Origin of the sequence: Erwinia sp. PsM31, from assembly GCF_030433775.1 — a bacterium.
Lineage (GTDB): Bacteria > Pseudomonadota > Gammaproteobacteria > Enterobacterales > Enterobacteriaceae > Erwinia > Erwinia aeris.
Genome location: NZ_JARUWZ010000005.1, coordinates 30765 through 42233, shown reverse-complemented (window position 1 = coordinate 42233; position 11469 = coordinate 30765). Strand labels below are relative to the sequence as shown.

Annotated in this window: 11 protein-coding genes; 8 read left to right on the top strand and 3 right to left on the bottom strand. The window is 57.5% G+C overall.

Going from position 1 to position 11469, the window contains the following annotated elements:
- The first annotated feature begins 121 nt into the window (after window positions 1–121).
- Both lpcA and QCD69_RS05880 read left to right on the top strand, forming a co-directional pair.
- The gene (gene lpcA, locus QCD69_RS05885; protein WP_253455168.1) at window positions 122–700 is read left to right on the top strand and encodes a D-sedoheptulose 7-phosphate isomerase; all 579 of its coding nucleotides are present in this window, start codon (window positions 122–124) and stop codon (window positions 698–700) included.
- A gap of 18 nt (window positions 701–718) precedes the next feature.
- Window positions 719–1486 carry a class II glutamine amidotransferase gene (locus QCD69_RS05880; RefSeq protein ID WP_253455167.1) on the top strand — a complete coding sequence of 256 codons (768 nt, stop codon included), beginning with the start codon at window positions 719–721 and terminating at the stop codon, window positions 1484–1486.
- On the opposite strand, the gene dpaA is transcribed toward QCD69_RS05880, so the two are convergent.
- On the bottom strand, window positions 1457–2191 hold the full coding sequence (gene dpaA, locus QCD69_RS05875) for a peptidoglycan meso-diaminopimelic acid protein amidase (protein WP_253455166.1): 735 nt from the start codon (window positions 2189–2191) through the stop codon (window positions 1457–1459). The genes QCD69_RS05880 and dpaA overlap by 30 nt on opposite strands.
- Window positions 2192–2430: 239 nt before the next feature.
- Between dpaA and dinB the strand changes: the two genes are divergently transcribed.
- Window positions 2431–3486 carry a DNA polymerase IV gene (dinB, locus tag QCD69_RS05870; protein ID WP_301251345.1) on the top strand — a complete coding sequence of 352 codons (1056 nt, stop codon included), beginning with the start codon at window positions 2431–2433 and terminating at the stop codon, window positions 3484–3486.
- Between the two features lie 77 nt (window positions 3487–3563).
- Here dinB and pepD read toward each other — a convergent pair whose 3' ends face one another.
- The gene (gene pepD / locus QCD69_RS05865) at window positions 3564–5021 is read right to left on the bottom strand and encodes a beta-Ala-His dipeptidase (protein WP_253455163.1); all 1458 of its coding nucleotides are present in this window, start codon (window positions 5019–5021) and stop codon (window positions 3564–3566) included.
- Window positions 5022–5275: 254 nt separating this feature from the next.
- On the opposite strand from pepD, the gene gpt reads away from it, so the two are divergent.
- The 3 genes from gpt to crl all read left to right on the top strand — a co-directional run bounded on the left by gpt (window position 5276) and on the right by crl (window position 7557).
- Window positions 5276–5734, top strand: coding sequence for a xanthine phosphoribosyltransferase (gene gpt, locus QCD69_RS05860; RefSeq protein WP_125289117.1), 459 nt, complete (start codon window positions 5276–5278; stop codon window positions 5732–5734).
- Window positions 5735–5847: 113 nt separating this feature from the next.
- Window positions 5848–7098 carry an esterase FrsA gene (frsA, locus tag QCD69_RS05855; RefSeq protein ID WP_253455162.1) on the top strand — a complete coding sequence of 417 codons (1251 nt, stop codon included), beginning with the start codon at window positions 5848–5850 and terminating at the stop codon, window positions 7096–7098.
- Between the two features lie 57 nt (window positions 7099–7155).
- The gene (gene crl, locus QCD69_RS05850) at window positions 7156–7557 is read left to right on the top strand and encodes a sigma factor-binding protein Crl (RefSeq protein ID WP_125289119.1); all 402 of its coding nucleotides are present in this window, start codon (window positions 7156–7158) and stop codon (window positions 7555–7557) included.
- A 138-nt stretch (window positions 7558–7695) separates the two neighbouring features.
- Here the strand turns inward: crl and QCD69_RS05845 are convergent, their stop codons facing one another.
- Window positions 7696–8796: a porin gene (locus QCD69_RS05845; protein ID WP_253455160.1), complete on the bottom strand. Its 1101-nt coding sequence runs from the start codon at window positions 8794–8796 to the stop codon at window positions 7696–7698.
- A 243-nt stretch (window positions 8797–9039) separates the two neighbouring features.
- Between QCD69_RS05845 and proB the strand changes: the two genes are divergently transcribed.
- The gene (gene proB / locus QCD69_RS05840; protein ID WP_301251344.1) at window positions 9040–10143 is read left to right on the top strand and encodes a glutamate 5-kinase; all 1104 of its coding nucleotides are present in this window, start codon (window positions 9040–9042) and stop codon (window positions 10141–10143) included.
- Between the two features lie 10 nt (window positions 10144–10153).
- Window positions 10154–11407, top strand: coding sequence for a glutamate-5-semialdehyde dehydrogenase (proA, locus tag QCD69_RS05835; protein WP_301251343.1), 1254 nt, complete (start codon window positions 10154–10156; stop codon window positions 11405–11407).
- The last annotated feature ends 62 nt before the right edge of the window (window positions 11408–11469 follow it).

The following is an 11469-nucleotide window of genomic DNA, read 5'->3' as shown; positions in this document are numbered from 1 at the left end:
CAACCTGGCTCACAAAGCGCGACCGGCACAGGGCAAAGCGCCGCGTGAACGGGCAGGGCGCTTTTCGCCCGCGTGGCAACTTGCTAAACTGCCGCAGACCTCACCTAAAAGGACTCTCCCTATGTATCAGGACATCATTCGCGCCGAGCTGAGTGAAGCACAGGACACGCTCAATAATTTCCTCAGCGATGACGCCAATATCCATGCTATTCAGCGTGCTGCGGTACTGCTGGCGGATTCATTCAAAGCCGGCGGCAAGGTGCTTTCCTGCGGCAACGGCGGTTCACACTGCGACGCCATGCACTTCGCCGAGGAGCTGACCGGCCGCTATCGCGACAACCGTCCCGGCTATCCGGCAATCGCTATCTCCGACGTCAGCCATATCTCCTGCGTGGGCAACGATTTTGGTTACGATCATATCTTCTCACGCTATGTTGAGGCCGTGGGCCGCGCGGGCGACGTGCTGCTGGGCATTTCGACTTCCGGCAACTCTGCTAATGTGATTAAAGCGGTAGAGGCGGCGCGCGCGCAGGGAATGAAAGTGATTACCCTGACCGGCAAGGACGGCGGCAAAATGGCCGGAACGGCCGATGTGGAAATCCGCGTGCCGCACTTTGGCTACGCCGATCGCATTCAGGAAATTCATATCAAAGTTATTCATATCCTGATCCTGCTGATTGAAAAAGAGATGGCGAAGTAACTGACGCGAGGAACGGCTATGTGCGAACTGCTCGGGATGAGCGCGAATGTCCCTACGGACATCTGTTTCAGCTTTACCGGGCTTGTGCAGCGCGGCGGAAAAACCGGCCCGCATAAGGATGGTTGGGGCATCACCTTTTACGAAGGGAAAGGCTGCCGGACGTTTAAAGATCCGCAGCCCAGCTTTAATTCGCCGATAGCGCGCCTGGTGCAGGATTATCCGATAAAATCCTGCTCGGTGGTGGCGCATATTCGTCAGGCGAACCGTGGCGAGGTGTCGCTGGAAAACACCCATCCTTTTACCCGCGAGCTGTGGGGACGCAACTGGACCTACGCGCATAACGGCCAGCTGAAAGGCTATCGCGGGCTGGAAACCGGCCCTTTTCGCCCGATAGGCGAGACGGACAGCGAGCAGGCGTTCTGCTGGCTGCTGCATAAGCTGACCACGCGCTACCCGCGCACGCCGGGCAACTGGCCGGCGGTGTTTCGCTATATTGCGGAGCTGGCGACGGAACTGCGGGAAAAGGGCGTATTTAATATGCTGCTGTCGGATGGCCGCTATCTGATGGCGTTCTGCTCGACCAATCTGTTCTGGATCACGCGTCGCGCGCCGTTCGGTAAAGCGACGCTGCTGGATCAGGACGTGGAGATAGATTTTCAGAAGCAGACCACGCCGGATGACGTGGTCACGGTGATCGCCACTCAGCCCTTAACGGGCAACGAAACCTGGCACAAAATTGCGCCAGGCGACTGGGCGTTATTTTGCCTCGGAGAGCGCCAGCGCTGACTGGCTGGTGGCATCGTTCAGCAACGGGCTGTTCAGCACGTACTTGCCGCCGCTGACGCCCATTGCCGGCGGCTGGCGGTTTTTCACAAACTCGGCGTAGCCGGGCTGGAGCTGCTGCCAGAAGCTGAAATAAACCGAATAGCGATGGCGCTGCAGGTTGCTGTCGGTCATGCGGAATGGATAAATGCTGACGGCCACGCGCGGCTGGCCGTTGCGCAGCGCCGCTTCCACATAGCGATAGATATCGTCGATATTGGCATCCGTCATGGCATAGCAGCCCACGGAAACGCAGTTCCCGTGGATCATCAGGTATTTCCCTTCATAACCCTGCTGGCGGTCATATTCGTTCGGAAAACCCGTATTAATAGCGCGATAAAAGCGGCTGTCCGGCTTCAGCTGGGAAAGCCCCACGCTATAAAACCCTTCCGGACTTTTAAAATCGCCCTGGCGACGTTTAGGGCCTAACCCGCCGGAGAAATTACAGATACGGTAGCTGTCGAGCAGCCGATATTCGGTGCCGATTTTGCCATACAGCTCAAGCGTGCGTTCTTCTTTAAAGATCTGAATATAAACAGGTGTGCCGAGTAACTGCTTCTTTAACTCTTTGCTTACCGGCGCCAGAGGAGCGATCGGTGCGACCGGCGCGCTGGCGAAAACAACGGCTGGCAGAAAAAACATCGCAAACAGCAGTGCGATTTTGCCCATTCTGGTTCCCTTGATAGTAGGGTTGATACGCCGTCCGAAGACGTGGTTGACTCGCAGTTTCGGAAATATCCGTAAAAGCTGCGTCACATTAGCATTGTCTATTTTTTTATCAAGAGAGCCGCGTAGAAAAAACCGAGAAAAGTTGCGCCAGGCCGCTGCCGCTGCGCTTCGGCCGCCCGTTAACCTGTTGAAAACGCGCTCGCTGCCTGTATACTTATCCAGTGCTGGCGGAGGGGCGAATGCGCAAGATTATACATGTAGATATGGACTGCTTTTATGCGGCGGTGGAGATGCGCGACGATCCCAGCCTGCGCAATATCCCTATCGCTATTGGCGGCAGCCAGCACAAGCGCGGCGTGATCAGCACCGCTAACTATCCCGCCAGGAAGTTTGGCGTGCACAGCGCGATGGCGACCGCGACGGCCCTTAAGCTTTGCCCGCATCTGAAAGTGATCCCCGGCCGTTTTGACGCTTATAAAGAAGCCAGCGCGCATATTCGGGATATTTTCTCGCGCTATACCTCGCTTATCGAACCGCTGTCGCTGGACGAGGCCTACCTGGACGTTACCGACAGCCCGCACTGCCACGGATCCGCCACGCTGATGGCGCGGGAGATCCGGCAGACCATCGCCCGCGAACTGGATCTCACCGCGTCGGCCGGGGTGGCGCCGATTAAATTCGTCGCAAAAATCGCTTCGGATATGAATAAGCCGGACGGCCAGTTTGTGATCACGCCGCAGGAACTCCCGCAGTTTCTGCTGACGCTGCCGCTGGCAAAAATACCCGGCGTCGGCAAGGTCACCGCGAAAAAGCTGGAGGAGCTGGGGCTGCACACCTGCGCCGACGTGCAGAAAACGGATCTGGCCGCGCTGCTAAAGCGCTTCGGCAAGTTTGGCCGCGTGCTGTGGGAGCGCTGTAACGGCATCGACGAGCGCGAGGTGGTAACGGATCGCCTGCGTAAATCGCTGGGCGTGGAGCGCACGCTGTCGGCGGATATTCATGAATGGGAAGCGTGCCTGGAAATCATCGATTTTCTCTATGCGGAGCTGGAACGGCGGCTAAAGGTGATTAAGCCCGATCTGCTGATCGCCAGGCAGGGCGTAAAGCTGAAGTTTGACGATTTCCAGCAGACGACTCAGGAGCACGTCTGGCCAGTGCTGAATAAAGAAGACCTGATCGACGTGGCGAAAAAAACCTGGGAAGAGCGGCGGGCAGGGCGCGGCGTGCGTCTGGTCGGGCTGCACGTAACCTTGCTGAATCCGCAATTGGAAAGACAATTACTGCTGGGGATTTAATGCCGCGTACGTTGCCCTGAGCGAGATTGCGAGCGGGAGAGAAAACGGGCGAAGCGTGGTGCTTCGCCCGTCCTGTTTTATTTAGCCGGGATCGCCTTCAACAGCGCGGTCAGCAGCTGCCAGTAAAGGCCGACGCTGCCGATATGCACCTGCTCATCCGGCGAGTGTGGGCCGGTGATGGTGGGGCCAATAGAAACCATATCCATATCCGGGTACGGCTTTTTAAACAGGCCGCACTCCAGACCCGCGTGGATCACCTGGATATTCGGCGCTTTGTTAAACAGCTTTTTGTAGGTTTCTTCCACCAGCGCCATCACCGGCGAAGAGGCATCGGGCTGCCACCCTGGATAGCTGCCTTTCGCCACGGTTTTCGCACCCGCCAGATCGCCCAGCGCCGTCAGCGTTTCCACCAGGTAATCTTTGCCGCTGTCGATCAGCGAGCGCACCAGGCAGTTGATACGTGCTTCGTCATCCTTAATCGACACCACGCCGACGTTCAGCGAGGTTTCCACCACGCCTTTCATCACGTCGGAGTTGCGGATCACGCCGTTTGGCGTGCTGTTCAGCAGCGCAATAAAGGCGTCGCGGCTGATGGTGGACAGCGCCTGGTCGTTAGCGGCGATATTTTCCACCACGATATTGATGTTTTTCTCTTTCAGACCCAGCTCGTTGCGCAGGGTTTCCAGATAGTGCAGCGCCATGCCTTTTAGCTGGTCGAGCTTGTCGGCCGGAACGGCCAGCGTCGCCATCGCCTCACGCGGGATAGCGTTACGCAGCGTGCCGCCGGTGAAATCCACCAGGCGCAGATCCAGCGCTTTGGCGTGTGCGAACAGGAAACGGGCCAGCAGTTTGTTGGCGTTGCCCAGGCCCAGATGAATATCCGCACCGGAGTGGCCGCCCTTCAGGCCTTTCAGGATCAGCTGGATATGCTCGTAACCGGCCGGCACCGCTTCGCGGCTCAGCGGCAGCGTGGTGGTAAAATCAATGCCGCCCGCGCAGCCCATATAGATCTCGCCTTCCTCTTCCGAGTCGGTATTGATCAGGATATCCGCCTGCAGCCAGCCCGGTTGCAGACCGAAAGCGCCGACCATGCCGGTCTCTTCGGTCATGGTCAGCAGCACTTCCAGCGGGCCGTGCTCGACGGTTTTATCCGCCAGCACCGCCAGCGCGGACGCCATGCCGATGCCGTTATCGGCGCCCAGCGTGGTACCGCGCGCCTTGACCCATTCGCCATCAACCCATGGCTGAATTGGATCTTTGGTGAAATCGTGGGTGGTGTCGTTGTTTTTCTGCGGCACCATATCCAGATGCGCCTGCAGCGCGACCGGCTTGAGGTGCTCCAGCCCTTTGGTGGCCGGCTTGCGGATCAGAATATTGCCCACTTCGTCGCGAAAGGTGACAAAACCCTGCTCGCCAGCCCAGCTCAGCACATAGTTAGCCAACTCTTCCTCATGATAAGAAGGATGCGGGATTGAACAGATTTTGGCGAAGATATCCCACAGCGGCTGTGGTGACAGTTGAGAAAGTTCGGACACGTTAAATCTCCTGTGTCGACATCCCCGGCCAGCGGCGCGCGGGATAGTGAGCATTTGTGATAGGGTTTGTCAGTATCTGACGCAGCAAACCCAAAGAATATCATTGTTTCCAGAGGCATGCTTAGTTCGCTTCGGCAAAAAAGCACCTTCCGGGCTATCCTGTGCTGGTTTTTAGCGGCTCAGATCTCTATAATTCCGCGCAACCCATCCCATTGTACATTTTTAAGCCGTTATTATCGGCCGGGACTCCTTTTATGAGTGAAAAATACGTCGTCACCTGGGACATGCTGCAAATCCATGCCCGTAAACTGGCCCAGCGCCTGCTTCCTGTCGAACAGTGGAAAGGCATTATTGCGGTCAGCCGCGGTGGCCTGGTGCCCGCTTCGCTGCTGGCTCGCGAACTCTGCATCCGCTATGTCGATACCGTGTGCATCTCCAGCTACGATCACGACAACCAACGTGAAATGCACGTGCTGAAGCGCGCGGAAGGCGACGGCGAAGGCTTTATCGTGATTGACGATTTGGTCGATACCGGCGGCACCGCTCAGGCGATCCGCGATATGTATCCAAAAGCGCGTTTCGTGACTATTTTCGCCAAACCGGCCGGTCGTCCGCTGGTGGACGACTATGTCGTGGATATTCCACAGAATACCTGGATTGAACAGCCGTGGGATATGGGCGTGGTGTATATCCCGCCAATCGTAAAAGGTTGATTTAGCTCAATCAAAACGCCCGGTTCCGCCGGGCGTTGCGCGTTTTACGGTTCGCATCAGCCGCCAGGCTGCTATAGACTAAGACGATTCTCCGTATGTCGAAGGATCGTACTATGTCGCCTAAAAATCTCAGCGAAGAACTCTTTAAACCCCGCTTTAAGCATCCTGAAACCTCCTCCCTGATCCGGCGCCTGCATCATCACAAGCCGCTGCCGCTGCATTCCGCGCTGGAAGGCGACAGCCATGCAGGCTGGTATCGGATGGTTAATCGTCTGCTCTGGACGTGGCGGGGACTGTCGCCGCTGGAGATTGGCGAAGTGCTGGCCAGGATAGCCAGCAGCCGCGCCGACCACACTGATGAACAGCTGCTGGATACGGTGATTGGCTATCGCGGCGGCAACTGGATCTACGAATGGTCGCAGCAGGCCGCGCGCTGGCAGGATAAAGCCGCCTCGGCGGCTACCGATGCCGAAGCGGGCCAGTGCTGGCTGCACGCTGCTAACCTGTACGGCGTAGCGGGCTATCCGCATCTGAAAGGCGATGAGCTGGCCGATCAGGCGCAGCAGCTGGCGAATCGTGCCTATGAAGAGGCCACCTCAAGACTGCCGGGCGAGCTGAAAGAGCTGGAGTTCACCATTCCCGGCGGCAGTTCCATTTTTGGCTTTTTGCATATGCCGGAAAAAGCCCGCGCGCCTTATCCTACGGTGCTGCTGTGCAGCAGCCTGGATTCACTGCAAACCGATCACTATCGCCTTTTCCACGACTACCTTGCGCCGCGTGGCATCGCAATGCTGACCATCGACATGCCTTCGGTCGGCTTCTCTGCAAAATGGAAGCTGACGCAGGATTCCAGTTTTCTGCACCAGCAGGTGTTAAAACAGCTGGAAAACGTTGCCTGGGTCGATCATACCCGCGTGGCCGCTTTCGGCTATCGCTTTGGCGGCAACATTGCCGTGCGGCTGGCCTGGCTGGAAGCGCCTCGACTGCGCGCCGTGGCCTGTCTGGGGCCGGTGGTACACAGCCTGCTGTGCGATAGCGCGTTGCAGGACAGCATTCCCGAAATGTATATGGACGTGTTGGCCAGCCGGCTGGGCATGGCATCGGCCGCCGATTCCGCGCTGCGGGTCGAGCTGAGCCGCTACTCGCTGAAAACCCAGGGGCTGCTGGGCCGCCGCTGCCCAACGCCGATGCTGTCCGCTTACTGGCCGAACGATCCTTTCAGCCCGGCGGAGGAATCAAAGCTGATCGTGAATTCCTCGCTCGACGGTAAGCTGATGCCAATCGCACTTTCGCCTGTATTGAGCAACTTTGATAAAGCATTACGTGATATTGTTGACTGGTTAGCTAAACGATTAACACGCTGAGTGGCTAAATATTAACGCTTAGCGAAAACTAACGGGCTCAACAAAGGAGTTTTAACAATGGCGTTACCGAGTGGGCATCCCAAAAGCCGCTTAATGAAGCGTTTCGGCACATTAGGACCTTATATCCGCGAGGCCAAATGTGTGGATGAGCGCTTCTTCTTCGACTGTCTGGCCGTTTGCGTCAATGTGAAACCTGCGCCGGAACTGCGTGAGTTCTGGGGCTGGTGGATGGAGCTGGAAGCACAGGAAGATCACTTCACCTATGAGTATCACTTCGGCCTGTTCGATAAAGAGGGCAACTGGAAGCCTTCGGCAATTAAAGGAAAGGAAAACAACGAACGCCTGGAAGAGACGCTGCGTAATTTCCACGTGCGCCTGAAAGCGCTGCTGGAAGAGCTGGAGCTGGGTCTGAAACCCGCTGCGGATTTCGCTGACGAGCCGGTAAAGCTGACCGCATAAAAAAACGCAGGGCTGCGCTTAATTGCTCCCTGCGCTTTTGTCTGCGCACCCATAAAAAAAGGCTGGCGATTGCCAGCCTTTGCTTACAGACACATAACGAGGGGCACAACAACCGCATCCGTGCGGCTCACATTTAAATCAGAACTGGTAAGTTACGCCTACCGCAACGATATCGTCGGTATTCTGCGCCAGCTTATTATCGTCATCCAGCAGGTTGATTTTGTAATCCACAAACGCGGACATATTTTTATTGAAGTAGTAAGTCGCGCCCACGTCCGCAAATTTATAAATATCCGCATCGCCCACGCCGTTCTCAATATCTTTCGCTTTGGTTTGCACATAGGCCAGAGAAGGGCGGAAGCCGTTATCAAACTGATACTGCGCCACCAGCTCGATATTTTGCAGATAGTTAGCGTAACCGTTAACGGCAACGTTGGCGTCATTAATGCGTGCCGTGCCGCTGATGGGCGACATATTGCGCGTTTCGGCGTAGGTGGCGGCCAGGTAAACGCTGTTGTTGTCATACTTCAGGCCGGTCGCCCAGGCATCCGCCTTGTCGCCGCGACCGTAAACGCTGGCCTGCTGACCGTTGGTGCGGTCGGAAGAAGAGATAGCGCCATTAATCGTCAGGCCCTGCATCAGCGTATAGGCTACCGACGCCGCCATGCCGTCGCCGTTGGACGTGGCGTTAGAGCGGCTGCTGCTCTCATTTTTGCCCTGATACTGCAAGGCGAACTTCAGGCCGTCGACCAGACCAAAAAAGTTGGTGTTGCGGTAAGTCGCCACGCCGTTGGTACGGGTCAGCATATAGTTATCAGCTTTGGTATACGCGGTGGCGCCAAATTCCGGCATCATATCGGTATAGGCTTCCACGTCGTAAATCAGGCCGTAGTTACGGCCATAGTCGATGGATCCGTAGTCGCCGAATTTCAGACCGGCGAAGCCTAAACGCGTTTTGGTGCCGGTGGTGCCGTCGCTTTCCGCGTTGTTCAACGGCACGTGATATTCCCACTGGCCGTAGCCTGACATCAGGTCGTTAATCTGCGTCTGGCCTTTAAACCCAATACGTACGTAAGATTTGTCGCCGTCATTGCTGTCCGCGTCGCTTAAATAATGCATGGCTTTCAGCTTGCCGTAGAAATCGAGTTTATTACCGTCTTTATTATAAATTTCTGCGGCCTGGGCTGCCGTGGTCATAGCCAGAGCGGCGGTCAGGATTGCCAGTGCGCTTTTCTTCATTTTGTTGTTATTCCCAAATGAGTAAAATTTTAAATGGCCCGATGACGTTGTTCGGGGCACGAACGTTTTACCCTGAGGAGATGAAACTTTTATTACATTTATTCTCACTTCTTGTTAATTCCCCGTTTCTGGACTAGCGGCTTGCACCGTGTTTTTACGCCTTTTCGGGCGGCGGCTGTTGGCTTCCGGCACCACACCTGATAAAACGTCTTCTTCACCTTTTTAAAGCTATGGCAGGAAACAATGAGCAGCAGCCAGACCCTGGTCGTTAAACTGGGGACCAGCGTATTAACCGGCGGATCGCGTCGGCTGAACCGGGCACATATTGTCGAACTGGTGCGTCAGTGCGCGCAGCAGCACGCGGCAGGCCACCGGATTGTGATCGTTACCTCAGGCGCAATGGCCGCCGGACGTGAGCACCTGGGCTACCCGGAACTGCCGCCGACCATCGCCTCAAAGCAGCTGCTGGCTGCGGTGGGGCAGAGCCGGTTGATCCAGCTGTGGGAGCAGCTCTTTTCCATCTACGGCATTCATATCGGCCAGATGCTGCTGACGCGTGCCGACCTGGAAGATCGCGAGCGCTTTCTGAACGCGCGCGATACGCTGCGGGCCTTGCTGGATAACCATATCGTGCCGGTTATCAATGAAAACGACGCGGTGGCGACGGCAGAGATTAAAGTCGGCGACAACGATAACCTGTCCGCGCTTGCTGCGATGCTGGCCGGGGCCGACAAGCTGCTGCTGCTGACCGATCAGGCCGGCCTGTTTACCGCCGATCCGCGCAATAATCCGCAGGCGGAGCTGATCCACGACGTGCACGGTATTGACGATGCGCTGCGCGAGCTGGCGGGCGGCAGCGTCTCCGGCCTGGGAACCGGCGGTATGGCGACCAAGCTTCAGGCTGCCGACGTGGCCTGCCGCGCCGGTATCGATACCATTATCGCCGCCGGCAGCCGCGCGGGCGTGATTGGCGATACGATCGACGGCAAGCCGGTCGGCACCCGCTTCCACGCGCTGCAAACGCCGCTGGAGAACCGCAAGCGCTGGATCTTCGGCGCGCCGCCGGCGGGCGAGATCACCATCGACGACGGCGCGCTGGCCGCCATGCTGGAACGCGGCAGCTCGCTGCTGCCAAAAGGTATCCGTGAAATCAGCGGCAACTTCTCGCGCGGCGAGGTGATCCGCATTCGCAGCCTGCAAGGGCGCGATGTGGCGCACGGCGTCTGCCGCTATAACAGCGATGCGATGCGGATGATAGCCGGGCACCATTCCCAGCAAATCAGCGAAATTTTAGGCTACGAATATGGCCCGGTCGCGGTTCACCGTGACGATATGATCGTCAGTTAAGGAGCAGCAGATGCTTGAAGAAATGGGTAAAGCCGCGAAAGCCGCTTCTTACCAGCTGGCGGTGCTCTCTACCGCACAAAAAAATCAGGTCCTGATGACCATTGCGGATCGTCTGGAAGCGCAGAGCGCGGACATCCTGGCCGCTAACGAGCTTGACCTGGCGGACGCCCGCAAAAACGGCCTGAGCGAGGCGCTGTTGGATCGCCTGATGCTTAATCCTGCCAGGCTGCAAGGGATTGCGAACGACGTGCGTCAGGTGTGCCATCTGGCCGATCCGGTCGGCGTAGTGATGGACGGCGGCGTGCTGGACAGCGGGCTGCGTATTGAACGTCGGCGCGTGCCGCTGGGCGTGGTGGGCGTGATTTATGAAGCGCGTCCGAACGTGACGGTGGATGTCGCCTCGCTGTGCCTGAAAACGGGCAATGCGGCGATCCTGCGCGGCGGTAAAGAGACTTATCGCACCAATGGCGCGACCGTGCGCGTGATCCAGGATGCGCTGAAGGAGCACGGCTTACCGGCGGGCGCGGTACAGGCGATTGAAAGCCCGGATCGCGAGCTGGTCAACCAGCTGCTGAAGCTGGATCGCTATGTCGATATGCTGATCCCGCGCGGCGGCGCTGGCCTGCACAAGCTGTGCCGCGAGCAGTCGACCATTCCGGTGATCACCGGCGGGATCGGCGTTTGCCATATTTTTGTCGATAGTAACGCGGACGCTGCGGCGGCGTTAAACGTGATCGTTAACGCCAAAAAACAGCGTCCCAGCGCCTGTAATTCCGTAGAGACGCTGCTGGTGCATACGGCGATAGCCGAGGCGTTCCTGCCTGCGCTAAGCGCGCGTATGCAGGATGAAGGTATTAATCTGCACGCCGATCCGCGCTCGCTGCCGCTGCTGCAACAAGGCCCGGCGGTGGTCAGCGCGGTGACGGAAGAACAGTATCGCGATGAATGGCTGGCATTGGATCTCAACGTGAAGCTGGTGGACGGACTGGACGAGGCTGTCGCGCATATCCGTGAATATGGCACGCAGCACTCCGACGCGATCCTCACGCGCAGCATTGTGAACGCAGAGCGTTTTGTTAACGAGGTTGATTCCTCTGCGGTATACGTTAACGCCAGCACGCGCTTTACCGATGGCGGGCAGTTTGGCCTGGGCGCGGAAGTGGCGGTCAGCACCCAGAAGCTGCACGCGCGCGGCCCGATGGGGCTGGAGGCGCTGACCACCTACAAATGGGTAGTTTTCGGCAACGACACCGTGCGCAGCTGATTGCGTGGGCCACAGGGAAGTGGCTTACATTCCACAGGGAGATAAGTAACTGAACTGAAAAG

Bases quoted from the DNA above. Each gene is read 5' to 3' on its own strand.
- lpcA (WP_253455168.1), top strand. From the start codon at position 122: ATGTATCAGGACATCATTCGCGCCGAGCTGAGTGAAGCACAGGACACG.
- QCD69_RS05880 (WP_253455167.1), top strand. From the start codon at position 719: ATGTGCGAACTGCTCGGGATGAGCGCGAATGTCCCTACGGACATCTGT.
- dpaA (WP_253455166.1), bottom strand. From the start codon at position 2,191: ATGGGCAAAATCGCACTGCTGTTTGCGATGTTTTTTCTGCCAGCCGTT.
- dinB (WP_301251345.1), top strand. From the start codon at position 2,431: ATGCGCAAGATTATACATGTAGATATGGACTGCTTTTATGCGGCGGTG.
- gpt (WP_125289117.1), top strand. From the start codon at position 5,276: ATGAGTGAAAAATACGTCGTCACCTGGGACATGCTGCAAATCCATGCC.
- frsA (WP_253455162.1), top strand. From the start codon at position 5,848: ATGTCGCCTAAAAATCTCAGCGAAGAACTCTTTAAACCCCGCTTTAAG.
- crl (WP_125289119.1), top strand. From the start codon at position 7,156: ATGGCGTTACCGAGTGGGCATCCCAAAAGCCGCTTAATGAAGCGTTTC.
- QCD69_RS05845 (WP_253455160.1), bottom strand. From the start codon at position 8,796: ATGAAGAAAAGCGCACTGGCAATCCTGACCGCCGCTCTGGCTATGACC.
- proB (WP_301251344.1), top strand. From the start codon at position 9,040: ATGAGCAGCAGCCAGACCCTGGTCGTTAAACTGGGGACCAGCGTATTA.
- proA (WP_301251343.1), top strand. From the start codon at position 10,154: ATGCTTGAAGAAATGGGTAAAGCCGCGAAAGCCGCTTCTTACCAGCTG.